The following is a 24,903-nucleotide window of genomic DNA, read 5'->3' on the forward strand; positions in this document are numbered from 1 at the left end:
ATGCTCAAACGCTATTGGCGCCATCTGGCACTCATCATCCTGCTGGCCGCCCTTGCGGTCGGCCTATTGATATGGAGCCACCAGCCCGGACAACCGCGCCTCGAACACCCCGCACTCGACGATGGCAGTACCGCGACCCTGGCCCTGCCCACCGGCAGCAAACCGACGCGTGTTCTGCTGATCACTCCTGCCGACCAGGCCCTGCCAGGTAGTGACTTGCTGCAACTGGCCGAACAGGGCAACGCGCGTATCTTGCAGATCGAACTGCCCGTCAATGATTGCGCGGCCCAACAACAGCGCATGCAAACCGCCACACGTTATCTCGATGGTGAGCCCGCCATAGTGGCCGGTATCGGCCCCGGCGCTGCCCTGGCCTGGCGCTGGCTGGCCGGACAGCCCAACGACGCAGCCCAGGCTCTTTCCGTCGGTTTCAGCCTGAGCCAGGCTGATTGCCCGCAGGCCCTGCCGCCCCAAGCAGCGCATGGCCACTGGACAGCGGTGTGGAATGACAACCCTGAGGATGCCAGCGCCCGCTTTGTCCGCAACCAGGCCAATGCCACCACCAGCATCAGCGACTACGACACGAGCCTCACGCAACTGCTGCAGACGCAACTGCACAACCTGCTGCAAGGCCAGAACGAAGCCATGCCCGTGGTCGAAGTGCCGGCCAGCACACCCAGCGACACCGTCAACCTGTTCTATTCCGGTGATGGCGGCTGGCGTGACCTGGACCGCGACGTTTCCGCGCAACTGGCCAAGCGCGGCATGTCGGTCGTGGGCATCGATGCCCTGCGTTATTTCTGGCAGCACAAGACCCCGGAACAGGGAGCCGCCGACCTCAGCCACCTGATGCAGACCTACCGGCAGAAATGGGGCGCCAAACGCTTCGTGCTCACCGGCTACTCCTTCGGTGCAGACGCCCTGCCGGCCATTTACAACCGCCTGCAGGCAAGCGACCAACAGCAGGTAGACGCCATCATCCTGCTGGCCCTGGCACGCAGCGGCAGTTTCGAGATCGAAGTGCAGGGCTGGCTCGGCAAGGCCGGGGCAGAAGCTGCAACCGGCCCGGAACTGCTCAAATTGCCTGCCGAAAAGACGCTCTGCGTCTATGGTGCGGAAGAAGCCGCCGAGAGCGGTTGTACCCTCCCCGGCGCCCCAGGCGAAATCCTGCGCCTGCCTGGCGGCCATCACTACGACGAGAATTACCCGGCACTGGCCGAAAAGCTGCTGCACGCCATTCAACAGCGCCAATCACTGCCCGCGCATTGATCTGGTTCAGCTTCATTTAAGCCAATCCGGTTATTCTCCCAGCAACCCGCCGGCAGACGCGGGATAACAGAAGGAACCGTGAATGAGCTGGAAAAATACCGAGGCCCGCTATGGCGGGCTCTCCATTGCACTGCATTGGCTGATGCTGGTGTTACTGATTGGCGTGTACGCGTGCATCGAGCTGCGCGTCAACTTCCCCAAGGGCAGTGAGACCCGTGAACTGCTCAAGCAGTGGCACTTCATGCTGGGGCTGGCGATCTTCGCGTTGGTCTGGCTGCGTCTGCTGGCCCGTGCGATAGCACCAACGCCGAAGATTGCTCCCGCGATTCCTGCGTGGCAGGCGATCCCGGCCAAGCTCATGCACCTGGCCCTGTATGCGCTGATGATTGGCGCTCCGCTGGCCGGTTGGCTGATCCTCAGCGCCGCCGGCAAACCGATCCCCTTCTTCGGCCTGGAGTTGCCACCGCTGATCGACAAGAATCCGGACCTTGCCGGGCAGATCAAGGAATGGCACGAGCTGGCAGGCGTAACCGGCTACTGGCTGATCGGCCTACATGCCCTGGCCGGCCTGTTCCATCACTTCATCAGCCGCGACAACACGCTGACTCGCATGCTGCCGCGACGCGGCTGAGGTTGGCCAGCCGGGTGCTCAGATCTCCAACTGAGTACCCAGCTCTATCACCCGGTTCAATGGCAGGTTGAAGAAGCGCAGGTTGCCATTGGCGTTACGCAGCATCAGGGCGAACAACACCTCGCGCCAGCGGGCCATGCCAAAGCGCTTGGTACTGATCACCGTTTCCCGACTGAGGAACCAGGTGGTGCGCATGGGGCTGAAATCCAGCTCGTTGAGGTGGCACAGGCGCAATGCAGTCGGCACATCCGGCTCATCCATAAAGCCGAAGTGCAGCACCACGCGAAAGAACCCATCGCCGTAGGCATCCACCTCGAAACGCCGCTCAGGCGCGACCCTGGGCTCGTCTTCGCTGACCACAGTCAGCAACACCACCTGTTCATGCAATACCTGGTTGTGCAACAGGTTGTGCAGCAGCGCATGCGGGACTGCATCCGACCGTGCCGTGAGGAACACCGCCGTTCCCTGCACACGATGGGGCGGCTGGCTGCGGATACTGCTGATGAACAGCGGCAGCGGCAGCGCATTCTCATCCAGCCGCTCGACCAGCAACTGGCGCCCGCGCTTCCAGGTCGTCATCAGGGTGAACAGCACGATCCCGGCGATGACCGGGAATGCCCCACCCTGGAAGATCTTCGGCACGTTGGCGGCAAAGAACAGGCTGTCTACCAGCAGGAAACCACTCAATACCGGGATCGCAAGCCACAGCGGCGTGCGCCACAACAACAGCATCACAGCCGACACCAGCAAGGTGGTGATCAGCATGGTGCCGGTCACAGCTACCCCATAGGCCGATGCAAGGGCGCCTGACGAACCGAAACCAATCACCAGCAGAACCACTGCGATCATCAGCGCCCAGTTCACCGCCCCGACATAAATCTGCCCCTGCTCTTCGCTCGAAGTGTGCTGGATGTGCATGCGCGGGATATAGCCGAGCTGGATGGCCTGGCGGGTCAGAGAAAACGCCCCGGAAATCACCGCCTGCGAAGCAATGATGGTGGCCAGCGTCGACAAACCCACCAGCGGCAACAAGGCCCAGGAAGGTGCCAGCAAGTAAAAGGGATTGCGTGCTGCAGCGGGATTATCCAGCAGCAAGGCACCCTGACCGAAGTAGTTCAGCACCAGCGCCGGCAGCACCAGTAGAAACCAGGCGCGGGCTATCGGCTTGCGGCCGAAGTGCCCCATGTCGGCATACAGCGCTTCGGCACCGGTAAGCGCCAGCACCACTGCGCCGAGAATCGCCACGCCAATCCCCGGATGGGCGATAAAGAAATGGATGCACCAGTAAGGGTTCAGCGCCTGCAGCACCTCGGGGCGTTGCACGATGCCATAGATACCCAGCGCCGCCAGCACGGAGAACCACAGCACCATCACCGGACCGAACAACTTGCCGATACGTGCCGTGCCGTGTTTCTGGATCAGGAACAGGCCGACCAACAGGACCAGTGACAGCGGAATGACCCAGTGATCCACGCCGTCGAACGCGACCTGCAATCCTTCCACCGCAGATAGCACGGAAATCGCCGGGGTGATCATGCTGTCGCCATAGAACAACGCAGCGCCGAACAAGCCAAACAACACCAGCGTACGGCTCAGACGCGGATACGGCTGGGTCGCCCGCCGGGCCAGTGCGAGCAAGGCCATCACACCGCCCTCGCCCTGGTTATCGGCACGCAGGATGAACAACACGTACTTGATCGACACGACCCAGATCAGCGACCAGAAGATCAGCGAGAGAATGCCCAGCACACCTTCCTGATTGGTCTGCACGCCATAGTGTCCGGCAAACACTTCCTTGAGCGTGTACAGCGGGCTGGTGCCGATATCGCCATAGACCACCCCAACAGCGGCAACCAACATACCGAAAGACGCGGCATTCCCATGAGAGGCTGGCTGCCCCTCGCTGACATCACGCATACATGGCTCCGAGCCGGAAAGAGGCGCAAATGCTGCGCCTCCTGATCAATCCACACAAGTGCACCCGCAGTGGCGCGAGCGACGATTTCCGTTGCCCCAAGACTAGTATGAAAAATCGACAACCTCAGGCAATTGCGCCTGCCCTCGGGACTCGCAATGCATTCGACTCGTGCTTGGCGAAAATGAAGGCGGCACCATCACGGCCTTGATCGGCTACCATTCGCGCTTTCCCCTGCCTGCGCATCGCCATGTCCTACGTCGTCTCGCCTGTTGGCTTCGTAAGCTCCTGCTTCAAGGAGAAATTCGCCATTCCGCGCCAACCCCATCTGGCGCCAGCCGCACGCGGCGTACTGGAACTGCAGCCACCCTTCGATACGGACACAGCCATAGACGGCCTTGAGCAGGTCAGCCATGTCTGGCTGCTGTTCATGTTTCACCAGACTCTAGAAGACAAGCCGCGCCTGAAGGTGCGGCCGCCACGCCTGGGCGGTAACGCCACCGTCGGCGTATTCGCCAGCCGCGCCACCCACCGCCCCAACGGTATCGGCCAGTCGGTGGTGAAACTGGACAGGATCGAACCGGGACGCCTGTGGCTGTCGGGCATCGACCTGCTCGACGGCACTCCCGTGCTGGATATCAAGCCTTACGTGCCCTATGCCGATGTTGTAGCAGAAGCCCGCAACGACATCGCACCGGCGCCCCCACACCCCATCGACGTGCACTGGCATGCCAATGCCCTGCAGCAGGCCCACGCGCATGCCACACGCTTGAACGAGCCCTTGGTCGAGCTGATAGAACAATGCCTTGCCCAGGACCCACGCCCCGCCTATCAGGTACCTACGCCGGAGCGCCGCTACGGGGTACTGTTCTGGGACGTGCAGGTGCGTTGGCACTATCCACAACCGGGATTGATCCTGGTGCTCGAAGTGGTACCGGCCTAGAAACGACAAACCCGCCAGCAGGCGGGTTTGTCGGTATGGCGCTGGTGCTTACTTCTCGACGAAAGCGCGCTCGATCAGGTAGTCACCCGGCTCACGCATACGCGCGGAAATCTTCAGGCCGAAGCTGTCCAGCACTTCACTGGTCTCGTCGAGCATGCTCGGGCTGCCGCAGATCATCGCACGGTCGTCCTGCGGGTTGATCGGTGGCAGGCCGATGTCGGCGAACAGCTTGCCGCTGCGCATCAGGTCAGTCAGACGGCCCTGATTCTCGAAGGGCTCGCGGGTCACGGTCGGGTAGTAGATCAGCTTGTTCTTCAGCGCGTCACCGAAGAATTCGTTGCGCGGCAGGTGCTCGGTAATGAATTCCTTGTAGGCCACTTCATTCACATAACGCACGCCGTGAACCAGGATCACCTTTTCGAAACGCTCGTAGGTTTCCGGGTCCTGAATCACGCTCATGAACGGTGCCAGGCCGGTACCGGTGCTGAGCAGATACAGGTGTTTGCCGGGGTTGAGGTCATCGAGAACCAGCGTGCCGGTAGGCTTCTTGCTAATGATGATCTCGTCACCTTCCTTGAGGTGTTGCAGTTGCGAGGTCAGCGGGCCGTCCGGCACCTTGATGCTGAAGAACTCCAGGTGTTCTTCCCAGTTCGGGCTGGCAATCGAGTAGGCGCGCATGAGCGGGCGGCCGTTCGGCTGTTGCAGGCCGATCATCACGAACTGACCATTCTCGAAGCGCAGGCCCGGGTCACGGGTGCACTTGAAACTGAACAACGTGTCATTCCAGTGGTGAACGCTAAGAACGCGCTCGGCGTTGAAATTGCTCATGCTCGGGGAAGCTCCGAATTATAAAAAGTGCCAGCGCACCTGGGCGCAATTGCGCGACATTGTAATGAGCGACACAATATCTGTTAACTGAATTATCAAGATATGGGTTATCGGTTATATAGATATGCGATTTACTCTTCGTCAGTTGCAGGTCTTCATGACCGTCGCCCAGCAGGAAAGCGTCTCGAAAGCGGCTCAACTGCTGTCCCTGTCACAATCGGCAACCAGCACCTCATTGACGGAGCTGGAGCGCCAGTCCGGCTGCCTGCTGTTCGACCGCGTCGGTAAACGCCTGAGTCTCAACGCGCTGGGTCGCCAATTATTGCCCCAGGCCGTCGCTCTGCTCGATCAGGCGCGCGAGATCGAAGACCTGCTCAACGGCAAAAGTGGCTTCGGCTCACTGGACGTGGGCGCCACGCTGACAGTCGGGAACTACCTGGTCACACTGCTGATCGGCAGCTTCATGCAGCGTCACCCGGAGTGCCAGGTCAGCCTGCACGTTCAGAACACCGCCAATATCGTCCAACAGATTGCCCACTATGAACTTGATCTGGGTCTAATCGAAGGCGACTGCCAGCACCCGGATATCGAAGTGCTGCCGTGGGTGGAAGACGAACTCGTGGTGTTCTGCGCGCCCTCCCACCCGCTGGCCAATCGCGGCCATGTCTCGCTCGAAGCGCTCAGCCGTGAGGCCTGGATTCTTCGCGAACAGGGTTCAGGCACCCGCCTGACCTTCGACCAGGCCATGCGTCACCACCCTACCCCGCTGAACATTCGCCTGGAGCTGGAGCACACCGAGGCGATCAAACGGGCGGTGGAGTCCGGCCTCGGCATCAGTTGCATCTCGCGCCTGGCCCTGCGCGACGCGTTCCGCCGTGGCAGCCTCGTGCCACTGGAAACGCCCGGTATCGACCTGCGCCGGCAGTTCTATTTCATCTGGCACAAGCAGAAGTACCAGACCGCGGCCATGCGCGAATTCCTCGAGCAATGCCGGGAGCTCACTCAAGGCGTATCGCGCAGCGACCAGATCGTGCTACCGCCGATTATCTGAATACAAGGGAACTCGGCACATCACCAATCGAGCGCCTACGACCAGAGGCCATGCGCCCGTGCCGGACACGAGGAATACGCCAGCAGAGGGTCAGAAGGTAGTCAGGCAGACGCTTGCAGCGGGTGAAAACTGAAGTAGCGACGCAGCGCATCCACCATTTCGACGTATTCGGTGGGAGGTGCGACCAGGGCGAAACCCGAGTCGAAATTGCCCGGCGTCACATCCTCACGGCTCCACTGACACGTGGCGTAGAAGTCGATACAACGGATCTGCCCCTCATGACTCGGCACCTTGAGGCGCATGTCGAAACGGGCATTGACCAGCATGGGTAACTGGCTGATCAACATCAGGCCATCCAATGACAGATTGCCGATATAACCCATGGGCTTGTCGGTAATCCGATTGAAGACCTTGAGGTAATAAGGCAATTGATGGCGTTCGATGCGGCGCTGGCTGGGCATGGTGACAGATCGCTACAAGGTGACGTGCGAGTATGGCTGCAGCACTGGCCTCGCGCCAGGCTCAACTGCAACGTTCGGTAATCTGCCTCGACAGGCGGCTACGGGAATTGTCCAGATCCGTATCACTGATGTAGCTGCGGTTACCCTGCGCATCGACCGTGTAATAACGCCCGCCACGCTCGATCTGTTGCAACTGGCTACGTAACTGGCGGCACTCGGCAGCACGCTTGGTGCGCTGTTCGGCAGCCTGGCTGGCGGCCCGCTCTCGCTCCTGGCGGCGCGCATCGTAAAACTGCTCGGTACGCTGCTCACGCGCTCGCGTTGCGTCATCCCGCTCGACTACTTGCGGCCTCACCTCGACCTGCTGCGCACCCTGCCCGCCTGGCTGGGCGCCGAAATGCACCCGGCCCTGGGCATCGGTCCAGCGATAGATTTCCGCGCTGGCCAGACTCGGCAATAGCAGGCCCCACAACAGTAGATGACGCATCATGACGCTCGCACAGTGAGCCTGCCTCTACCTCAACGGGCAGCTGGCACGGCCTTGGCCGGTTCTAGCGGACGATAATGACCGAGCTGCTGCAAGGTATCCAGTCGGGCGCGCGCCCGGTAGGCGTACTCGCTTGCGGGATAACGGGTGATGATGAACTGATACACCTGCGTCGCATCGACAAACAGGTTCTGCCGCTCCAGGCACTGGCCACGCAACATGGAGATTTCCGGCTGCACGTAACTGCGCGCACGGCTGCTACGTTCGGCACGCGACAGGTCGAGTATGGCCTGTTCGCAATTGCCCTCATCGTAGTGACGATAGGCTTCGTCCAGATGACGATCGAGTGAAATACGGGTGCAACCAACCAACGTGGTCAGCGCCAGAAGCATGATCAGGGTACGCATAGGGATGTCCTCCATTGCGCAGCATATCGACCGCAACGCGCAAATCTTCAGAGCGAACATCCATCTGCAATGAAACGGACAAGAAGGCTCGCGTCATCAGCCTTGAGCATAGGATGCAGACTTTGAAATCAGGTAGTGAAAAGTAACCATGACTACAGTGGCCGAGCGTAGTAGCCTCGCCCCACGCCTAGTAACTGGAGTCCTCGAATGACCTTGCGTCGCACCAAAATCGTCGCCACCCTCGGCCCAGCCAGCAACTCGCCAGAGATTCTGGAACAGCTGATTCTTGCCGGCATCGATGTCGCCCGCCTCAACTTCTCCCATGGCAGCCCTGACGAACATAAGGCCCGGGCGCGCCTGGTTCGTGAGCTGGCAGCCAAGCATGGGCGCCATGTGGCACTGCTCGGCGACCTGCAAGGTCCGAAAATCCGTATCGCCAAGTTCACCGGCAAACGCATCGAACTCAAGGAAGGTGACCACTTCCGCCTCTCCGTCACGCATCCGCGCGATGCCGGTACTGCAGAGGTCGTCGGCATCGACTACCCGGACCTGATCAATGACTGCGGTGTCGGCGACGAACTGCTGCTCGATGACGGCCGCGTCGTGATGATCGTCGAGGAAAAGTTCGCCGACGAACTGCGCTGCAAGGTGCTCATCGGCGGCCCGCTGTCTGATAACAAGGGGATCAACCGTCGCGGTGGCGGCCTCACCGCCCCTGCCCTGACCCAGAAAGACAAGGCCGACATCAAACTGGCAGCCGAAATGGAGCTGGATTACCTGGCCGTGTCGTTCCCGCGTGATGCCGCCGACATGGAACTGGCCCGTCGCCTGCGCGACGAGTCCGGCGGTACTGCCTGGCTGGTGGCGAAGATCGAACGTGCCGAAGCGGTGGCCGACGACGAAACCCTGGACGCACTGATCCGCGCCAGCGACGCGGTGATGGTTGCCCGTGGCGACCTCGGCGTGGAGATCGGCGATGCAGAGCTGGTCGGTATCCAGAAGAAGATCATTGCCCACGCCCGCCGCTACAACAAAGCAGTGATCACCGCGACACAGATGATGGAGTCGATGATCCACAGCCCGATGCCGACCCGTGCGGAAGTCTCCGACGTAGCCAACGCTGCCCTGGACTACACCGACGCGGTGATGCTCTCGGCCGAAAGCGCCGCCGGCGAATACCCGCTGGAAGCCGTACAGGCCATGGCTCGCGTCTGCCTGGGCGCGGAGAAACACCCGACCAGCCAGAAATCCAGCCACCGCATCGGCCGCCAGTTCCAGCGCTGCGACGAGAGCGTGGCACTGGCGACCATGTACACCGCCAACCACTTCCCGGGCGTCAAGGCGATCATCAGTCTGACCGAGAGTGGCTACAGCCCCCTGATCATGTCGCGTATCCGTTCCTCGGTACCGATCTACGCGTTCACCCCGCATCGTGAAACCCAGGCACGTGTCGCCATGTTCCGTGGTGTCTATACCGTGCCGTTCGACCCCAGCACCCTGCCGGCCGACAAGGTCAGCCAGGCGGCGGTGGATGAACTACTCAAACGTGGCGTGGTGGAGCCAGGTGACTGGGTGATCCTGACCAAGGGTGACAGCTACCACGGCACCGGTGGCACCAACACCATGAAGATCCTGCACGTCGGCGATCAAATGGTGTAAGGCCCAGGTAAGCAAAAAGGCGCCCTCGGGCGCCTTTTCTATGACTGTTGCTTTATCGGTAGGGTGGATGACGCTCTTCTCATCCACCACAAACCCGCTCGGCGGATCGATAAAGCGCGATCCACGGGGCGGCCATCCACCCTACACGAACCGGGAAAAGTCCGGCTTGCGTCGCTGCATGAACGCAGACAGTGCTTCCAGTGCCTCCGGCGATTTCAGGCGCTGACCAAACAGCAGGCCTTCTTCCTCGATCACCCTGCGCAACTCATCACGCCCCGTCGCACGCATCAAGCGTTTGCTGTCAGCCACGGCGGACGGTGCCAGGTCGAGAAAACGCCGGGCCATCTCACGTCCCTTGGCAAGGGCGGTAGGACCATCATCCAGCGCGGCACTGGCGATGCCCCACTGCGCAGCCTGCTCACCGGTAAAGCCCTCGCCCAGCAACAGCAACTCCGCAGCCTTGGCCTGCCCCAGCAGACGCGGCAGGATCAGACTGGAGCCGAACTCTGGGCACAACCCGAGATTGACGAACGGCATTTTCAACTTCGCATCACGGCTGACATACACCAGATCGCAATGCAGCAGCAGGGTCGTACCGATCCCCACAGCCGGACCGCTGACAGCAGCCACTACCGGCTTGCTGAATTCAAACAGCGCGCGCATGAAGTGGAACACCGGGCTGTCCGTGGAGGTAGGTGGCGCCTGCAGGAAATCGGCAACGTCGTTACCACTGGTGAAGCACTCGGCACCCCCGGTGATCAGCACACTGCGCACGGAAGCGTCGTTCTGCGCCTCCTCCAACACGTCCGCCAGACGGCTGTACATGGCCCGGGTCAGGGCATTCATCTTGTCCAGGCGATTCAGGCGCAGGGTCAACAGGCCATCTTCGCGTTCGACCACTACATGTTCGGTCATACGGCAATCCTTAGCAGGCCGTTGAAAAACGACCTGCGTTGGCAATACATCGTTAAAAACAGCCTAAGAATGCTCATCTGGAACACCTGAATCCGAATGCAGGTCGAGTCCGTTCTTTGGCTGTTTTGCGGGGCCACCATCGGCCTAGCTTTGCCTGCCTCGCTTACGTTCTTAAACGGCCTGCTAGCCGACGCGCGGCAGGAAAACATCAGCGAGCACCTGGTTGCGCGGCACACCGGCCAGATAAAGCCGGCGGGCAAAGGCATCCACGCTCGCGGGAGAGCCGCAGAGTAAGGCGATGGTTTGCCGTGAAACAAGCTTCAGTTCAGCCAAAACCGCCGCCAGCTCGGTCGCATCGATCAGTTCAACCTGGAGCTGGGAGTGAGCCAGTGCCAGCTCGCTCAGCGCATCGGCGAGGTAATGGCCGTCCTCATTCCCGGCGACATGCAGGATACGAATCGGCCCCTGATGCTGCTGGCGCAACGCCTCGCGCAGTACGCCCCACAGAGGCGCCAACCCGGTGCCTGCGGCCAGCAACCACAGCGGCCTGTCCTGCCAGTCCGGGTCGTAATACAGAGCCCCACCGCGCAGTTCCCCCAGGCGCAGTACATCACCCGGCTCGAGCGTACGCGCCGCATCACTGAAGGCACCTGGCTGATGGCAATCCAGATGAAACTCCAGCCAGGCATCTTCGCCAGGCAGACTGGCCAATGAATAGGGACGCGCCACGCCACCCTGCGTCCATAGCACGATGTGCTGCCCAGCGCTGTAGCGCAGAGGTCGCTGTGGTTGCAGGCGCAAACGCAACACGCCTGGGCCAAGCCAATCACAGGACACCAGCTCGGCCGACACACCATCACGCGCCGGGTCGAATACCTCGACCGCCAGGTCCCCCGCTACCTTGCACTGGCAGGCCAATCGCCAACCGTCGCGGCGACGGGCATCACTCAACGCCTCCGGCTGGGCATCCAGTACATCGCCGGCAACGCAGCGCACCAGGCAGGCATGACAACTCCCTGCACGGCAGCTGTAAGGAACGCGCACACCATTGGCCAGTAACGTATCCAGCAGGTTGCTCCCGGCCACGACTGAACAATGCCGGCCGGCGACGAGCAGGTCAGGCACTCACGCTCTCCCAGGCAGCGTCGCAGCGATTACGGCCGCTGCGTTTGGCCCGATACAGCGCCTGGTCGGCACGATGCAAGGCATCGTCAAGGTCATCGCCCGGCTTGAGCAGTGTCATACCCACAGACAGGCTCAAGTTATCCACTTGCACACCCAGTGGCTCGGCTGCGGCAAAAGCTTCCCGCAGCCGCTCGCAACAATTGGTCAGCTGTGCCGCCTCGACATTGGGCAACAACAGCACGAACTCCTCTCCGCCATAGCGAGCCAGCACATCACCGTCGCGCAGGCAGGAGCGCGCCACCGCCGCGAAGGCCTGTAGCACACGGTCACCGGCCGCATGGCCATGCACATCGTTGATGCGCTTGAAATAGTCCAGATCGACCAGCGCCAGACCATGCTGGCGACCGGGCTTCAGATCGTCCCGCTCACGCATGGCCAGGCGCAGAAAGTGACGGCGATTGAACAGCCCGGTCAACTCGTCGGTGGCGACTAGGTCTTCCAGTTGGCGCATCATTCCACGCAGGGTGTCCTGATGCGCTTGCAGAGCGAATCGGCGCTGGCGCATGCGTCGCCGCATGGTTTGAACATAGCTGGCGAACAGGCTTAGCCAGACCAGCGCCACAAACAGGATGAAGCATTGCAGAAGAGCCAGGGCCGGCTCAGTCAGGCGCATCTGGTAGCCATCCCACACGGAAAGCCCGGCGAAGCTGAAGAAGGCCAGCGAAGCACAGCGCACGAAAATGCGCGGCTGCAATTGAAATACGCCGAACATCAGAATGACCACATAGAAAATCAGCAGGCTGCCACGTGCACTATCGAGGTTGGCCAATAGATAGGTGTGCAGCAAAATGGCCACCAGCACCTGCGACTGAGTCAGGCTGGGGTCGCGAAAACGCAGGTTCAGGCCTGTGCGAAACAGGAACAGGAACACCAGTTGCGACACCATCACCAGGCCGGTACCAATCCACACACCGGACACTTCACCCCGATACAGGTCGTTCCACACCGCGACCCAGACGACCAGAACAACCAGGGCATACGTTGCCGCACCCATGCCGAAGCGCTTCAGCAGCAGGCTTTGCAGAGTTCGCTGTGTACCCCTAGGGTTGCTCGTGCTCATGGGCTCCATCCCGCGCTGGCACCTTGCCGCTACTCTAACCTTGTGATCACAAAAAGCCTAGGAGACCTTGAGACGGCGGCAGACCTGCGCCATGCGACGGAGGTCTACTGTCAGCGCCCTGTGCCCACTGGCTCTACCGCGGTATACTTCGGCGCCCATTTTCTCGCACGTGCGCCGGGTCGTGATCCGGCGTTTCCCTTGGAGCCCGCTCGCGCTTTTGCATCAGAACCAGGAACACACTGGATGATGAAGAAGTCGCAGTTGGCCCCTACAGATGTTCCCGTACCAGAGGAGCGCTTGCATGACCGTGATCAAGCAGGATGACCTGATACAGAGCGTTGCCGACGCCCTGCAGTTCATCTCCTATTACCACCCCGTCGATTTCATCCAGGCTATGCATGAAGCGTACCTGCGCGAAGAGTCGCCCGCCGCGCGCGACTCCATGGCGCAGATCCTGATCAACTCGCGCATGTGTGCCACCGGCCACCGCCCGATCTGCCAGGACACCGGCATCGTCACCGTATTCGTGCGTGTGGGCATGGATGTGCGCTGGGATGGCGCGACCATGAGCCTGGATGACATGATCAACGAAGGCGTGCGTCGCGCCTACAACCTGCCGGAAAACGTCCTGCGTGCCTCGATCCTGGCCGACCCGGCCGGTGCCCGCAAGAACACCAAGGACAACACCCCGGCGGTCATCCACTACTCCATCGTCCCGGGCAACACCGTGGAAGTGGACGTGGCAGCCAAGGGCGGCGGTTCCGAGAACAAGTCGAAAATGGCCATGCTCAACCCGTCCGACTCGATCGTCGACTGGGTATTGAAGACCGTTCCGACCATGGGTGCCGGCTGGTGCCCGCCGGGCATGCTCGGCATCGGCATCGGCGGTACCGCCGAGAAAGCTGCGGTGATGGCCAAGGAAGTGCTGATGGAGTCCATCGACATCCACGAGCTGAAAGCCCGTGGCCCGTCGAACAAGATCGAAGAAATGCGTCTGGAGCTGTTCGAGAAGGTCAACCAGCTGGGTATCGGCGCCCAGGGCCTCGGCGGCCTGACCACCGTACTCGACGTCAAGATCATGGACTACCCGACCCACGCCGCCTCGCTGCCGGTGTGCATGATCCCCAACTGCGCCGCCACCCGACACGCCCACTTCGTGCTCGACGGCTCCGGCCCGGCCTCGCTGGAAGCGCCGCCGCTGGACGCCTACCCGGAAATCGTCTGGGAAGCCGGCCCGAGTGCGCGCCGTGTCGACCTCGACACCCTGACCCCGGAAGACGTACAAAGCTGGAAGCCAGGCGAGACCGTGCTGCTCAACGGCAAGATGCTCACCGGCCGCGACGCTGCGCACAAGCGCATGGTCGACATGCTGAACAAGGGCGAAACGCTGCCGGTCGATCTGAAAGGCCGCTTCATCTATTACGTCGGCCCGGTCGATCCGGTCGGTGACGAAGTAGTCGGCCCAGCTGGCCCGACCACGGCCACGCGGATGGACAAGTTCACCCGCCAGATCCTCGAAAGCACCGGCCTGCTGGGCATGATCGGCAAGTCCGAGCGCGGCCCTATCGCCATCGATGCGATCAAGGACAACAAGGCTGTCTACCTGATGGCCGTCGGCGGCGCCGCCTACCTGGTCGCCCAGGCGATCAAGAAGTCCAAGGTGCTGGCCTTCGCCGAGCTGGGCATGGAAGCGATCTACGAGTTCGAGGTGAAAGACATGCCGGTTACCGTGGCAGTCGACACCAACGGCGAGTCGGTGCACATCACCGGCCCGGCGATCTGGAACAAGAAGATCATCGAAAGCCTGGCAGTGGAAGTGAAGTAAACCTCCACCTCGCCATGAAAAACCCGGCCCTGCGCCGGGTTTTTCATGCCTGCGATAAAGTGCGCTGTGCGCTTCAGGTCGGTGAATCAGCTGTCCAGGCGCCCTGCCAGAAACTGCTGCAAACGACGGCGCATCAGACTTCCCTCATTGCCCAGGCAGGCCACGGGCGAGCCTGCCAACTCGTCTTGCAGCAGCTCGGCCGCCTCCCCTGCCAACAGCAATGGACAGGGTAATGTCAGCGCCAGACGGGTCAATTGCTTTGCCGCCTCATCGGTCGGCTTGTTGGAAAACAGCACCAGCGCTGGCGGCTGCACCTTGTCGCAAACCAATGCCAGCTCAGCCATCGGCTGCCCGTATGCCAGCACCCGCAGCGGCCCATCCTCACCCGCCAGCAGCAAACCGGCGACCAACAGCTCCAGCTCATGGCAGTGTCCGGACCAGGCACTCAACAGCACACTCCCCGGGCCGTCTGCAGCCAGCTGTAAGCGCTGTAGCACGCGCGCCCGCAGGAAACTGTCGAGAAACAGCCACTCGCTGGTCTGCCCGAAGGCATCGCGTCGCAGCAACAGGTCCTGCCAGAGCGGCATGAAGATGCGTTCGAATACAACAGCCAGGGAGTAACTGGCAAAGACCTGGCCATAGAGCCGCTCCAGCTGCACCGCATCGAAGGCAGCCACGGCATGGGCGATATGCGCCTGCCATTCGCCCCATTCGTTATTACGGGCCCCGTCTTCCGATTCAGCCGGCGCATTGCGCTCATCCTGGCGTGCCAGGATCTTGCCTACCTTGCTCACCGCTACGCCGCGTTCGATCCACGCCAGGATGCTACGCACCGTTTCGATATCCGTCGCGGAATACAGGCGATGACCACTGTCGGTTCGAGTCGGCTGAATCAGCCCATAGCGGCGCTCCCAAGCCCGCAAGGTAACCGGATTGACCCCAGTAACCCGCGACACTTCGCGAATGGGGAACAGGTCCTCCTGCCGCAACGCGTCAAAAACCGGGGAAGCGTCAGCAAGTTCGGTCATGGGCCAGTGAGTCGCCGGAGAAAGATCGGCAGAGTGTACTCCAGTCTCCCGTGTGCCTTGAAACGGGCAACGTAAAACCTGTTGCCCTAGCAATCAGCAAGATATTGAGGTCACAGCCCTGCATAGGCGCCGTGGCACCAAGCAGGGCGGGCATTCCCACAAACTGCGCATGGTTGTAGCGCCCCCACCCTTGCGATAACGTTGCCCAGGCTTGCGCGGGCATCTGTCGCCCGCACGCGTCATCCTGTGCGAGTCCCCCATGAGTGGTTGCAATGCCCCTATTCTGATTACCGGCGCCGGCCAACGCATCGGCCTGCACTGCGCCGAGCGGCTGCTCGATGACGGCCACCCGCTGATCATCAGTTATCGCCGCGAACGCGAAGGTGTATTGCGGCTACGCGAACGTGGCGCAGTGACCCTGCAGGCAGACTTCTCCAGCGAGGCCGGCATCCTTGCCTTCATCGATGCGTTGAAAAGTCATACCGATAGCTTGCGTGCCATCGTCCACAACGCCTCCGACTGGTTGACGGAAACCCCGGGTAACGAAGCGGCGGTGTTCCAGCAGATGGTCAACGTGCACATGCTCGCGCCCTATCTGATCAACTTGCAGTGCGCCGAGCTGCTGCAACGCTCGGCGAACGCCGACATCATTCACATCAGTGACGATGTGGTGCGCAACGGCAGCGGCAAGCGCCCCGCCTACTGCGCCAGCAAGGCCGGCCTGGACAGCCTCACGCAGTCCTTCGCCGCGCGCTTCGCCCCCACCATCAAGGTCAACGGTATCGCCGCGGCCCTGATCATGTTCAACGAAGGCGACGATGCGGACTACCGCAGCAAACGTCTTGCCCAATCGCCCCTTGGCATCGAGCCCGGCGCCGATGTCATCTACCAGAGCCTGCGCTACCTGCTGGACAACCCCTACGTCACCGGCACGACGCTCGCCGTCAATGGCGGCCGCCACCTCAAGTGAGGCGTGCCGCGAGGACCCTGCAATGAACCCGGAATTGCCTTCACATTATCGCGAGATCCTCCTGGGCCTCGGCGAAGACCCCGAGCGCGAAGGCCTGCTCGACACCCCCAAACGCGCCGCCAAGGCCATGCAGTACCTGTGTCACGGCTACCAGCAATCGCTGGACGAGATCGTCAACGGTGCACTGTTCGCCTCGACCAACGACGAGATGGTGATCGTCCGTGACATCGAGCTGTACTCGTTGTGCGAGCACCACCTGCTGCCCTTCATCGGCAAGGCTCACGTGGCCTACATCCCAACCGGCCGTGTGCTGGGCTTGTCGAAAGTGGCGCGTATCGTCGACATGTATGCGCGCCGCCTGCAGATCCAGGAAAACCTGACCCGGCAGATTGCCGACGCCATCCAGAGTGTCACCCAGGCAGCCGGCGTGGCGGTAGTCATCGAAGCCCAGCACATGTGCATGATGATGCGCGGGGTGGAAAAGCAGAACTCGTCGATGAACACCTCGGTTATGCTGGGCGCCTTCCGCGAGTCCAACACCACTCGCCAGGAATTCCTGCAACTGATCGGACGGAGCAAGTAAATGCCACGACTGGACCCCGGCATGGCGCGCATCCGGGTCAAGGACCTGCGCCTGCGTACCTTTATCGGCATCAAGGAGGAGGAGATCCTCAACAAGCAGGATGTGCTGATCAACCTCACCATCCTCTATCCGGCTGACGCCGCGGTACGCGACAACGATATCGACCATGCCCTGAACTACCGCACCATTACCAAGGCGGTGATACGCCACGTCGAGGAAAACCGCTTCGCCCTGCTCGAGCGCCTGACCCAGGAAATTCTCGACCTGGTGATGGCCAACCCGGCGGTGCACTACGCCGAGGTGGAAGTGGACAAACTGCATGCCCTGCGGTTTGCCGAATCGGTCTCGATCACCCTCGCCGCCGAACACTGATCCACTGGCCGGCCCAGCCTCGCAGGCATTGCCGCAGACGCTTCCGGCCTTCTATTATTTGCGCCTCCACTGCCCGGAGCCTTGTCATGACTGACCAAGAACGCCTCGAACTGGAAGCCGCCGCCTTCCGCCGACTGGTTCTGCATTTGCGCTCACGACCCGACGTGCAGAATATCGACCTGATGAACCTGTCCGGCTTCTGCCGCAACTGCCTGTCCAAATGGTACAAGGCGGCGGCCGATGACCAGGGCGTCGAGGTCAGCCTCGACCAGGCCCGCGAAGAGGTCTACGGCATGCCCTATGCCGATTGGAAAGCCACCTACCAGAAAGAAGCCAGCGCCGAGCAACAAGCCGCGTTCGCCAAAGGAAAACCGCAATGAGCCACCTGCAAGACTTCCGCGCCCGCCTGCACAGTGAACACTTCCTGTTCGCCGAGACCCTGGCCTACGTCACCGAGCACTATGACTACCAGCCCAGCGCATTCCGCAATGGTGCGGTAGAGAACGCCGCCGGGCAGAACGAAGGCTCGTGCAAGACCCTTTCCCTCGCGCTGCTGGAAGGCTTCACCCTGGAAGAAACCCTGCGTGCCTTTGGCGAGCACTATCGCAGCGTGCTGGCCACGCCGAGTGGCAGCGACCACGGCAACATCCGTGCCCTGCAGAACACCGGCCTGGCGGGCGTGCAATTCGCCAGTGAAGCACTTACGCGCAAGGCATAAGGCCTGGCTCATAAAAAAGCCCCGCAATGCGGGGCTTTTTTATGGACGTTGTCCCGTCCTGAATAAGGTTTACACCTTTATCCCGAGAATCTGGAGAGCTCGATGGAGCAAGGTGTTAAGCGTACGCAGCGTGATTACTCGCTGACTTTTAAATTGGCTGTGGTTGATCAGGTCGAAAAGGGCGAGCTGACTTACAAACAGGCGCAGGCACGGTATGGCATCCAGGGCAGGTCTACCATTTTGGTATGGTTGCGTAAGCATGGTCGGCAGGATTGGAGCCAGGGGGCATCGATTCGAGCCGATAGGAGTGAAGCTGTGACCGATCCCAAAGACCTGACGCCTGAGCAACGCATCAAGGAGCTAGAGCAGCAATTGCAGCTCATGAGCCAGAAGGCCCAGTTCTTTGAGGCTGTGGTCGATGTGTTGAAGAAGGATTACGGTGTTTCGATCGTAAAAAAGCGACCCGGCAAGTCCTCTCGCAAGAGCAAATCCAAGGGCTGACCGTTGTCAGGGCTTGCCAGTTTCTTTCCATCAGCCGCCAGGCTTACTACAAGCGCAACCGTGTTGCTGACCAGCGCCATAGGCAGGGTGAACAGGTCGCTCAGTACGTCAGTTTCATAAGGGTGCGCCAGCCGCGGATCGGCACGCGTAAGTTGCATCATCTTCTGCACAACCAGCCCAATGACAGCCTGAAGGTAGGTCGTGACCGGCTATTTTCGATCCTGGGTGAGCGTCGCCTGCTGGTTTTACCCAAGCGCGCGTATCACAAGACCACGCATAGCTTTCATCGTTTCTATCGGCATCCGAACCGGCTGAAGCCGGGGCCCGATCAAGTTACAGCGGCAGCGCCCGAGCATGTGTGGGTGGCGGATATTACGTATCTGCCGGCGCGCAGTGGTCCTTTGTATCTGAGCTTGGTCACTGATGCTTACTCACGGAAGATCGTCGGTCATCACGTTCACGAGGGCTTGCATGCCGAGTCTGTGGCCGTTGCCTTTCGACACGCCTTGCGCGGTCGCCGCACTAACCATGGGCTCATCCATCACTCTGATCGTGGAGTCCAATATTGCTCGGCGCTTTATCAGGAGCTGCACAAGCGCCATGGCGTGCGGTGTTCGATGACCGATGGCTACGACTGCTATCAGAACGCGCTTGCAGAGCGGGTGAATGGAATCCTGAAGAACGAACTACTGCAGCGAAGCCCCAATGACTTGGAGCAGGCCAGGTTAATGGTCAGCGAGGCCGTCAGAATCTACAACACGGAGCGGCCGCATAGGGCCCTGAAATACAAAACGCCCGATGCGGTGCATCGGGCGCTCTAGGTGCCGCAAATCTAGCTGAAACGGTGTAAACCTATTTCAGGACTAGACACGTGCTCAAAGCCCGTCGAGGTAGCGCTCGACATCGAGGGCCGCCATGCAGCCCGCCCCCGCCGAGGTAATCGCCTGTCGGTAAACATGATCGGCAACATCGCCAGCCGCGAACACACCCGGCACGTTGGTGGCGGTTGCATTGCCCTCACGGCCACCATTGACCACCAGATAACCATCACGCAGGGTCAGTTGCCCGTCGAACAACGCCGTGTTCGGCGTGTGACCAATGGCTACGAACAGGCCATCGACCTGCAACTCATCCGAACTCCCGTCAGCATTGCGTAGGCGCACGCCGGTCACGCCCATGGCGTTACCCAGCACTTCATCCACTTCGGCATGCAGCTTGAGCACGATCTTGCCCTCGGCAACGCGGGCGCGCAGCTTGTCTTGCAGGATCTTCTCGGCGCGGAAGGTATCGCGGCGATGCACCAGAGTCACCTTGCTGGCGATATTGGCCAGGTACAGCGCTTCCTCCACCGCCGTATTGCCACCGCCAACCACCGCTACTTCACGGTTGCGGTAGAAGAATCCATCACAGGTAGCGCAGGCGGAAACGCCTTTACCCATGAACGCCTCCTCTGAAGGCAAGCCGAGATAACGTGCACTGGCACCCGTGGCAATGATCAAGGCATCGCAGGTATAGGTCCCGCTATCACCCTGCAAGGTAAAGGGCTTGCCGGCCAGGTCCACGGCATTGATGTGGTCGAAAACGATTTCGGTCTCGAAACGCTCGGCATGCTCCTGCATGCGCTGCATCAACGCAGGTCCGGTCAGACCATGGGGATCGCCCGGCCAGTTGTCCACCTCAGTGGTCGTGGTCAACTGCCCTCCAGCCTGCAGGCCGGTGATCAGCAAAGGCTTGAGATTGGCGCGGGCGGCATACACCGCAGCGCTGTATCCGGCCGGGCCCGAGCCCAGGATGATCACTCGGGAATGGCGTACGTCAGACATGATCGGCACCTCGCCAGCAATATAAAAGGAGTCGCCCGGAGCACTCGGGGAAAGGCTTGAAAGGTGGACGACTCGCAAAGTGAATGCGTCGAAGGCTACGCAGATTGCCCATGGCTGGAAAATACCGTTTCTCAATCCTCGCCATAGGGGCTGGCTATGCGGCTCGCTCACCCGTACGCCGTGTGAAGACTGTTACGCCGTGTATCAACAGCCAGCCAAGCCATGCGCCCAGTACCGCGAAAGATGCCGCATGCACCATGAATAAACGATTACAGGGCAGCCAAGCACGGGAAACAGGCGCTTTCTTCACCTCGGCAAAATCGGTAAGGTCTGCGCACTCACGCCCTGTGGAAGCCACGCGATGCCCACCCCTGTCATTTCCGGCCCGGCTTATCTGGGCGAAGGCCTCAAACTGATCATGCGCCCCGGCCTGCGCCTGTTCGTCCTGCTACCGCTGACCCTCAACCTGCTGCTGTTCATCGGCCTCATCGTCCTGGCCATGCAGCAGTTCGGTGGCTGGGTCGACACCTTCATGCCGAAACTGCCGGACTGGTTGAGCTTCCTGCAGTACATCATCTGGCCACTGTTCGTGTTGCTGGTGCTGCTGATCATGTTCTTCACCTTCACCATGCTGGCCAATATCATAGCCGCCCCGTTCAATGGCTTTCTCGCCGAGAAGGTCGAGGTGGTGGCGCGCGGGCGTGACGACTTCCCGCCCTTCAGCTGGGCCGAACTGACGGCCATGGTGCCGCGCACCATCGGGCGCGAGCTGCGCAAGCTGGGTTACTTCCTGCCACGCGCGTTGCCCCTGCTGATCCTGTCCTTCATCCCAGTGGTCAACCTGGTCGCCACGCCCCTGTGGATTCTGTTCGGCGTGTGGATGATGGCCGTGCAGTACATCGACTACCCGGCGGACAACAACAAACTGGGCTGGGACGACATGCTCGCCTGGCTGCGCGAGAAGCGCTGGCAGAGCCTGGGGTTTGGTGGCGCGGTGTACCTGGCGTTGCTGATCCCTTTCGTAAACATTCTGGTAATGCCGGCGGCGGTAGCAGGTGCCACGTTGTTCTGGGTCCGCGAGCGCAAATCCGTCAGCGTCACATAACCGCAACCCAAACGTCATACCCGCTACATGGCAGCAGCCGACACTGCTGCCATGGATGCTCCTCTTCATATCGCCTTCATCAGTGAAACCTTCGCGCCGGAAATCAACGGTGTCGCTCATACCCTCGGCCATCTATACCGGGGGCTGGCACAACGCGGTCACCTGCTGCAGGTCATACGCCCACGGCAAACCGCCGACAGGCAGACCAGCAGCGACGAAACCCTGCTGCTCACCCGTGGCTGGCCGCTGCCCGGTTATCCGGGGCTGCAATGGGGGCAGTCTTCATTGCACAAGCTGCTGCGTCGCTGGCAACGGCACCGTCCGGATGTGCTCTATATCGCCACCGAAGGCCCGCTCGGCCTGTCCGCCCTGCGTGCCGCACGACGCTTGGGAATACCAGTGGTCAGCGGTTTCCACACCAACTTCCAGCAATACACCGGGCATTACGGTTTCGGCCTTCTGACACGACTGCTGACCCGTTACCTGCGCTGGTTCCACAACAGCACGCAAACGACCCTGGTCCCCAGCCCGAGCCAACGCGTCGAACTGCAGCGCCGTGGCTTCGAACGCCTGGCCCTGCTCGCTCGCGGCGTCGATGGTCAGCTCTTCCATCCGGCACGGCGCTCGACGGCCTTGCGCGCCAGCTGGCACCTCAATGACGACGACCTTGCCGTCCTGCACGTCGGGCGCCTGGCGGCGGAAAAGAATCTGCAACTGCTGGTGCGCAGCTTCCGCACCCTACAGACAGCTCGGCCAGAACACCATCTGAAGTTGATTCTGGTGGGCGACGGGCCACAGCGCGCGTATATACAGGCGGAAATCCCCGACGCCATCTTCTGCGGCATCCAGCGTGGCGAAGCATTGGCCGAGCACTACGCCAGCGGCGACCTGTTCCTGTTCCCCAGCCTGTCGGAAACCTTCGGCAATGTGGTGCTCGAAGCCCAGGCTTCGGGGCTTGCCGTAATCGCTTATGACCAGGCCGCCGCAGCCCAGCACATTCGCCATGGACACAACGGCGCGCTGGCCATGCCAGGGGACGAGCAAGCCTTTATCGAAGCGGCTGACTGGCTTCTTGAGGATCGCGAGAGCCTGCGCCGAATTAGGCTCAATGCGCGCCAACATGCGGGCAAACAGGCCTGGAGCATGATCATCGAACGCTTCGAGGCCCTACTGATCGAAGCCGCCAAGCATCCCGATCAGCAAAACGCGGACAGAAAAAAGCCCCGGTGTGCCGGGGCATGAAAGGGCGCGAGAAAATATCGCGCCAAAAACAGTACTAAGCGTCAGACCAGTTGCTTCAGTGCCTCGCGGCTGAATGGCAGAATGTCCTGCTCACGGCCTTCACGAACCTTCAGTGCCCAATCCGGGTCGACCAACAGGGCACGGCCCACGGCTACCAGATCGAACTCCTGCTTGTTCAGGCGCTCCAGCAGATTTTCCAGACTGGCCGGCTCGGCGACCTTGTCGGTGTTGACCATGAACTGCAGGAACTCGCCGTCCAGGCCAACGCTGCCCACGGTGATGGTTGGTTTGCCGGTCAGCTTGCGGGTCCAGCCAGCCAGGTTGAGGTCGGAACCTTCGAACTCAGGCTCCCAGAAGCGGCGGGTCGAGCAGTGGAAGATGTCCACACCGGCATCGGCCAGCGGCTTGAGGAAAGCGCCGAGGGCTTCCGGTGTCTGCACCAGGCGTGCGGTGTAGTCCTGCTGCTTCCATTGGGAGAAACGCAGAATGATCGGGAAGTCCGGGCCAACGGCAGCGCGCACGGCCTGGATCAGCTCGATGGCGAAACGCGAACGCTGGGCCAGGTCGCCGCCGTATTCGTCGGTGCGCTGGTTGCTGCCTTCCCAGAAGAACTGGTCGACCAGATAGCCGTGGGCACCGTGGATTTCCACGCCGTCCATGCCAATGGCCTTGGCGTCACGGGCCGCCTGGGCGAACGCCGCGATCACCTCGTCGATGTCGGCCTTGGTCATGCCGTGCACCACGACATTGCCTTCCTTCACTTTCTCGCTCGGGCCGTAACCTGGAACGCTGGCATCAGGCTCGGTACCGAGTTTGCGCACGTTGCCCACGTGCCACAGTTGCGGAACGATCTTGCCACCTTCGGCATGTACGGCATCGACTACCTGCTTCCAGCCAGCCAGTGCATCCTCGCCATAGAAGCGCGGTACGTTCGGGTAACCGTTTGCTGCCTTGTGGCCAACCGTGGTGCCCTCGGTGACGATCAGGCCAACACCGGCCGCCGCGCGACGGCGGTAGTATTCGATGACCTTCGCATTGGGCACGCCACCCGGAGAGAAGGAGCGCGTCATCGGGGCCATCACCACGCGGGATGGCAGTTCCAGGCTGCCAAGTTGAAACGGTTGGAACAGAGCTTTTACAGGGGCGTTCATCAGGTCTCCAATGCCGGCCATATGACCGGTCGTCTCATGAAATTGGCGATAAAAAATCAGGGCTGCAGGAGCAGCTCCAAACGGGTGTTGAAAGCAATGACCAACGAAGGACCACCACCGACCTTGAGCCGGGCAAGCACGCCTTGCCAGGCATTGCTGATGAAAGCAGCCAGGTTGGCGCAATCTTCGGTAGCGGGCAGCTCGCCAGCCTGCTGAGCTTCTTCCAGGCAGCGTTGCAGGATGTCGGCAGAGGCTTGCTGGATACGCTCCACCTGCTGACCGATGGCGGGCAACAGTTCGGCCATCTCGAAGCTGAGACTGCCGATGAAGCAGTGGTACTCGGTCTTTTCCTGGCGGCTGAAATGACTCTGCAACTCCTGGTAGTAGGCCAGGATGCGAGCCCGTGGGCTCAGCGCCGGATTAGCCAGGGCATCGGCATAGCGTTGCAGGCGTGGCTGGTACACAAACTCCAGCGCCTGCAGGGCAAAATCTTCCTTGCTGCTGAAGTAGTGATAGAACGAGCCCTTGGGAATCCCCGCAGCCTGGACGATCTCCTGCACCCCGGTGCCGTGGTAGCCACGGCGGGTCATGACCGCCGAGCCCTTGGTCAGGATGAGATCACGCTTGTCGAGTCGAATGCTGTTCATGACGCCGAGCATATGACCGGTCGTCTCACCCCGAACAGCACTATTGATTCTGGTGATTTAGCGTCAGAAGGCTCATCACTACCCACCCTGATTTCTCAGGCATCCAGGCTCTTGGGTAAACGGCTTT

26 protein-coding genes are annotated in these 24,903 nt (G+C 61.1%); 14 read left to right on the forward strand and 12 right to left on the reverse strand.

Annotated elements, in window-relative coordinates; translation table 11 throughout:
• Positions 1 to 1,269 (forward strand): virulence factor family protein, encoded by a 1,269-nt coding sequence (locus ACWPW0_RS16110; RefSeq protein WP_454255848.1) that lies wholly within the window; start codon positions 1 to 3, stop codon positions 1,267 to 1,269.
• An 82-nt stretch (positions 1,270 to 1,351) separates the two neighbouring features.
• Positions 1,352 to 1,900: a cytochrome b gene (locus ACWPW0_RS16115; RefSeq protein WP_454255849.1), complete on the forward strand. Its 549-nt coding sequence runs from the start codon at positions 1,352 to 1,354 to the stop codon at positions 1,898 to 1,900.
• A gap of 18 nt (positions 1,901 to 1,918) precedes the next feature.
• On the opposite strand, the gene ACWPW0_RS16120 is transcribed toward ACWPW0_RS16115, so the two are convergent.
• A complete protein-coding gene (locus ACWPW0_RS16120; protein WP_454255850.1) occupies positions 1,919 to 3,817 on the reverse strand; it encodes a potassium transporter Kup in 1,899 nt (632 codons plus the stop codon).
• A 248-nt stretch (positions 3,818 to 4,065) separates the two neighbouring features.
• Here ACWPW0_RS16120 and tsaA point away from each other — a divergent pair, with 248 nt between their 5' ends.
• Positions 4,066 to 4,758, forward strand: a complete 693-nt coding sequence (tsaA, locus tag ACWPW0_RS16125) for a tRNA (N6-threonylcarbamoyladenosine(37)-N6)-methyltransferase TrmO (protein WP_454255851.1) — start codon at positions 4,066 to 4,068, stop codon at positions 4,756 to 4,758.
• A 48-nt stretch (positions 4,759 to 4,806) separates the two neighbouring features.
• Here tsaA and fpr read toward each other — a convergent pair whose 3' ends face one another.
• Complete coding sequence (fpr, locus tag ACWPW0_RS16130) at positions 4,807 to 5,586, reverse strand: ferredoxin-NADP reductase (RefSeq protein ID WP_447592966.1); 780 nt, start codon at positions 5,584 to 5,586, stop codon at positions 4,807 to 4,809.
• A gap of 124 nt (positions 5,587 to 5,710) precedes the next feature.
• On the opposite strand from fpr, the gene ACWPW0_RS16135 reads away from it, so the two are divergent.
• Entirely contained in the window at positions 5,711 to 6,637 is a 927-nt protein-coding gene (locus ACWPW0_RS16135) for a LysR family transcriptional regulator (protein WP_447592968.1), read from the forward strand.
• Positions 6,638 to 6,738: 101 nt separating this feature from the next.
• Here ACWPW0_RS16135 and ACWPW0_RS16140 read toward each other — a convergent pair whose 3' ends face one another.
• From ACWPW0_RS16140 to ACWPW0_RS16150, 3 genes are all read right to left on the reverse strand, one after another.
• Positions 6,739 to 7,098, reverse strand: coding sequence for a PilZ domain-containing protein (locus ACWPW0_RS16140; RefSeq protein WP_454255852.1), 360 nt, complete (start codon positions 7,096 to 7,098; stop codon positions 6,739 to 6,741).
• A gap of 61 nt (positions 7,099 to 7,159) precedes the next feature.
• Positions 7,160 to 7,585 carry a DUF4124 domain-containing protein gene (locus ACWPW0_RS16145; RefSeq protein WP_454256751.1) on the reverse strand — a complete coding sequence of 142 codons (426 nt, stop codon included), beginning with the start codon at positions 7,583 to 7,585 and terminating at the stop codon, positions 7,160 to 7,162.
• Positions 7,586 to 7,617: 32 nt separating this feature from the next.
• The gene (locus tag ACWPW0_RS16150; protein ID WP_447592973.1) at positions 7,618 to 7,992 is read right to left on the reverse strand and encodes a tetratricopeptide repeat protein; all 375 of its coding nucleotides are present in this window, start codon (positions 7,990 to 7,992) and stop codon (positions 7,618 to 7,620) included.
• A 207-nt stretch (positions 7,993 to 8,199) separates the two neighbouring features.
• Here ACWPW0_RS16150 and pyk point away from each other — a divergent pair, with 207 nt between their 5' ends.
• A complete protein-coding gene (pyk, locus tag ACWPW0_RS16155) occupies positions 8,200 to 9,651 on the forward strand; it encodes a pyruvate kinase (RefSeq protein ID WP_447592974.1) in 1,452 nt (483 codons plus the stop codon).
• Between the two features lie 141 nt (positions 9,652 to 9,792).
• Here pyk and ACWPW0_RS16160 read toward each other — a convergent pair whose 3' ends face one another.
• The 3 genes from ACWPW0_RS16160 to ACWPW0_RS16170 all read right to left on the reverse strand — a co-directional run bounded on the left by ACWPW0_RS16160 (position 9,793) and on the right by ACWPW0_RS16170 (position 12,811).
• On the reverse strand, positions 9,793 to 10,566 hold the full coding sequence (locus ACWPW0_RS16160) for an enoyl-CoA hydratase (protein ID WP_454255853.1): 774 nt from the start codon (positions 10,564 to 10,566) through the stop codon (positions 9,793 to 9,795).
• A gap of 183 nt (positions 10,567 to 10,749) precedes the next feature.
• Positions 10,750 to 11,691, reverse strand: coding sequence for an iron-sulfur-binding ferredoxin reductase (locus ACWPW0_RS16165; protein ID WP_454255854.1), 942 nt, complete (start codon positions 11,689 to 11,691; stop codon positions 10,750 to 10,752).
• Positions 11,684 to 12,811 (reverse strand): diguanylate cyclase domain-containing protein, encoded by a 1,128-nt coding sequence (locus ACWPW0_RS16170; RefSeq protein WP_454255855.1) that lies wholly within the window; start codon positions 12,809 to 12,811, stop codon positions 11,684 to 11,686. The genes ACWPW0_RS16165 and ACWPW0_RS16170 overlap by 8 nt, the downstream gene beginning before the upstream one ends.
• A 301-nt stretch (positions 12,812 to 13,112) precedes the next feature.
• Between ACWPW0_RS16170 and ACWPW0_RS16175 the strand changes: the two genes are divergently transcribed.
• Positions 13,113 to 14,636: a fumarate hydratase gene (locus ACWPW0_RS16175; RefSeq protein ID WP_447592981.1), complete on the forward strand. Its 1,524-nt coding sequence runs from the start codon at positions 13,113 to 13,115 to the stop codon at positions 14,634 to 14,636.
• Positions 14,637 to 14,722: 86 nt separating this feature from the next.
• On the opposite strand, the gene ACWPW0_RS16180 is transcribed toward ACWPW0_RS16175, so the two are convergent.
• A complete protein-coding gene (locus tag ACWPW0_RS16180) occupies positions 14,723 to 15,664 on the reverse strand; it encodes a MerR family transcriptional regulator (protein ID WP_454255856.1) in 942 nt (313 codons plus the stop codon).
• Positions 15,665 to 15,923: 259 nt separating this feature from the next.
• Here ACWPW0_RS16180 and folM point away from each other — a divergent pair, with 259 nt between their 5' ends.
• The 6 genes from folM (at position 15,924) to ACWPW0_RS16210 (ending at position 19,629) form a co-directional block, all read left to right on the forward strand.
• Positions 15,924 to 16,634: a dihydromonapterin reductase gene (folM, locus tag ACWPW0_RS16185; RefSeq protein WP_454255857.1), complete on the forward strand. Its 711-nt coding sequence runs from the start codon at positions 15,924 to 15,926 to the stop codon at positions 16,632 to 16,634.
• Between the two features lie 22 nt (positions 16,635 to 16,656).
• The gene (gene folE, locus ACWPW0_RS16190; protein WP_447592987.1) at positions 16,657 to 17,217 is read left to right on the forward strand and encodes a GTP cyclohydrolase I FolE; all 561 of its coding nucleotides are present in this window, start codon (positions 16,657 to 16,659) and stop codon (positions 17,215 to 17,217) included.
• Positions 17,218 to 17,589, forward strand: a complete 372-nt coding sequence (gene folX / locus ACWPW0_RS16195; protein WP_454255858.1) for a dihydroneopterin triphosphate 2'-epimerase — start codon at positions 17,218 to 17,220, stop codon at positions 17,587 to 17,589.
• Positions 17,590 to 17,675: 86 nt separating this feature from the next.
• Positions 17,676 to 17,969, forward strand: a complete 294-nt coding sequence (locus ACWPW0_RS16200; RefSeq protein ID WP_447592990.1) for a DUF1244 domain-containing protein — start codon at positions 17,676 to 17,678, stop codon at positions 17,967 to 17,969.
• Positions 17,966 to 18,307, forward strand: a complete 342-nt coding sequence (locus ACWPW0_RS16205) for a HopJ type III effector protein (RefSeq protein WP_454255859.1) — start codon at positions 17,966 to 17,968, stop codon at positions 18,305 to 18,307. Before ACWPW0_RS16200 ends, ACWPW0_RS16205 begins: the two co-directional genes overlap by 4 nt.
• Positions 18,308 to 18,409: 102 nt before the next feature.
• Positions 18,410 to 19,629, forward strand: a protein-coding gene (locus ACWPW0_RS16210) for an IS3 family transposase (RefSeq protein ID WP_454255088.1) whose coding sequence is annotated in 2 segments (ribosomal slippage) — positions 18,410 to 18,775 and positions 18,778 to 19,629 — 1,218 coding nt in all. Because the reading frame shifts where the segments join, the coding sequence is not laid out codon by codon here.
• 54 nt (positions 19,630 to 19,683) lie between these two features.
• Here the strand turns inward: ACWPW0_RS16210 and trxB are convergent.
• Positions 19,684 to 20,631, reverse strand: coding sequence for a thioredoxin-disulfide reductase (gene trxB, locus ACWPW0_RS16215; protein ID WP_447592994.1), 948 nt, complete (start codon positions 20,629 to 20,631; stop codon positions 19,684 to 19,686).
• Between the two features lie 361 nt (positions 20,632 to 20,992).
• Here trxB and cysZ point away from each other — a divergent pair, with 361 nt between their 5' ends.
• On the forward strand, positions 20,993 to 21,736 hold the full coding sequence (cysZ, locus tag ACWPW0_RS16220; protein ID WP_454255860.1) for a sulfate transporter CysZ: 744 nt from the start codon (positions 20,993 to 20,995) through the stop codon (positions 21,734 to 21,736).
• Between the two features lie 27 nt (positions 21,737 to 21,763).
• Positions 21,764 to 22,978 (forward strand): glycosyltransferase family 4 protein, encoded by a 1,215-nt coding sequence (locus ACWPW0_RS16225; RefSeq protein WP_454255861.1) that lies wholly within the window; start codon positions 21,764 to 21,766, stop codon positions 22,976 to 22,978.
• 41 nt (positions 22,979 to 23,019) lie between these two features.
• Here ACWPW0_RS16225 and ACWPW0_RS16230 read toward each other — a convergent pair whose 3' ends face one another.
• Positions 23,020 to 24,129 (reverse strand): NADH:flavin oxidoreductase, encoded by a 1,110-nt coding sequence (locus tag ACWPW0_RS16230; protein ID WP_454255862.1) that lies wholly within the window; start codon positions 24,127 to 24,129, stop codon positions 23,020 to 23,022.
• A gap of 56 nt (positions 24,130 to 24,185) precedes the next feature.
• Positions 24,186 to 24,776: a TetR/AcrR family transcriptional regulator gene (locus ACWPW0_RS16235; protein WP_447593001.1), complete on the reverse strand. Its 591-nt coding sequence runs from the start codon at positions 24,774 to 24,776 to the stop codon at positions 24,186 to 24,188.
• Between the last annotated feature and the right edge of the window lie 127 nt (positions 24,777 to 24,903).

Source organism: Pseudomonas sp. Marseille-Q8238, from assembly GCF_965111915.1.

Excerpts from the sequence above, each read along its gene's own strand:
- ACWPW0_RS16140 (WP_454255852.1), bottom strand. The coding sequence starts at position 7,098 with ATGCCCAGCCAGCGCCGCATCGAACGCCATCAATTGCCTTATTACCTC.
- ACWPW0_RS16115 (WP_454255849.1), top strand. The coding sequence starts at position 1,352 with ATGAGCTGGAAAAATACCGAGGCCCGCTATGGCGGGCTCTCCATTGCA.
- ACWPW0_RS16235 (WP_447593001.1), bottom strand. The coding sequence starts at position 24,776 with ATGAACAGCATTCGACTCGACAAGCGTGATCTCATCCTGACCAAGGGC.
- ACWPW0_RS16110 (WP_454255848.1), top strand. The coding sequence starts at position 1 with ATGCTCAAACGCTATTGGCGCCATCTGGCACTCATCATCCTGCTGGCC.
- ACWPW0_RS16175 (WP_447592981.1), top strand. The coding sequence starts at position 13,113 with ATGACCGTGATCAAGCAGGATGACCTGATACAGAGCGTTGCCGACGCC.
- folX (WP_454255858.1), top strand. The coding sequence starts at position 17,218 with ATGCCACGACTGGACCCCGGCATGGCGCGCATCCGGGTCAAGGACCTG.
- ACWPW0_RS16200 (WP_447592990.1), top strand. The coding sequence starts at position 17,676 with ATGACTGACCAAGAACGCCTCGAACTGGAAGCCGCCGCCTTCCGCCGA.
- folE (WP_447592987.1), top strand. The coding sequence starts at position 16,657 with ATGAACCCGGAATTGCCTTCACATTATCGCGAGATCCTCCTGGGCCTC.
- ACWPW0_RS16135 (WP_447592968.1), top strand. The coding sequence starts at position 5,711 with ATGCGATTTACTCTTCGTCAGTTGCAGGTCTTCATGACCGTCGCCCAG.
- ACWPW0_RS16150 (WP_447592973.1), bottom strand. The coding sequence starts at position 7,992 with ATGCGTACCCTGATCATGCTTCTGGCGCTGACCACGTTGGTTGGTTGC.
- ACWPW0_RS16145 (WP_454256751.1), bottom strand. The coding sequence starts at position 7,585 with ATGCGTCATCTACTGTTGTGGGGCCTGCTATTGCCGAGTCTGGCCAGC.
- ACWPW0_RS16160 (WP_454255853.1), bottom strand. The coding sequence starts at position 10,566 with ATGACCGAACATGTAGTGGTCGAACGCGAAGATGGCCTGTTGACCCTG.
- ACWPW0_RS16170 (WP_454255855.1), bottom strand. The coding sequence starts at position 12,811 with ATGAGCACGAGCAACCCTAGGGGTACACAGCGAACTCTGCAAAGCCTG.
- ACWPW0_RS16120 (WP_454255850.1), bottom strand. The coding sequence starts at position 3,817 with ATGCGTGATGTCAGCGAGGGGCAGCCAGCCTCTCATGGGAATGCCGCG.
- trxB (WP_447592994.1), bottom strand. The coding sequence starts at position 20,631 with ATGTCTGACGTACGCCATTCCCGAGTGATCATCCTGGGCTCGGGCCCG.
- tsaA (WP_454255851.1), top strand. The coding sequence starts at position 4,066 with ATGTCCTACGTCGTCTCGCCTGTTGGCTTCGTAAGCTCCTGCTTCAAG.
- ACWPW0_RS16230 (WP_454255862.1), bottom strand. The coding sequence starts at position 24,129 with ATGAACGCCCCTGTAAAAGCTCTGTTCCAACCGTTTCAACTTGGCAGC.
- pyk (WP_447592974.1), top strand. The coding sequence starts at position 8,200 with ATGACCTTGCGTCGCACCAAAATCGTCGCCACCCTCGGCCCAGCCAGC.
- ACWPW0_RS16205 (WP_454255859.1), top strand. The coding sequence starts at position 17,966 with ATGAGCCACCTGCAAGACTTCCGCGCCCGCCTGCACAGTGAACACTTC.
- cysZ (WP_454255860.1), top strand. The coding sequence starts at position 20,993 with ATGCCCACCCCTGTCATTTCCGGCCCGGCTTATCTGGGCGAAGGCCTC.
- fpr (WP_447592966.1), bottom strand. The coding sequence starts at position 5,586 with ATGAGCAATTTCAACGCCGAGCGCGTTCTTAGCGTTCACCACTGGAAT.
- ACWPW0_RS16225 (WP_454255861.1), top strand. The coding sequence starts at position 21,764 with ATGGCAGCAGCCGACACTGCTGCCATGGATGCTCCTCTTCATATCGCC.
- ACWPW0_RS16180 (WP_454255856.1), bottom strand. The coding sequence starts at position 15,664 with ATGACCGAACTTGCTGACGCTTCCCCGGTTTTTGACGCGTTGCGGCAG.
- folM (WP_454255857.1), top strand. The coding sequence starts at position 15,924 with ATGAGTGGTTGCAATGCCCCTATTCTGATTACCGGCGCCGGCCAACGC.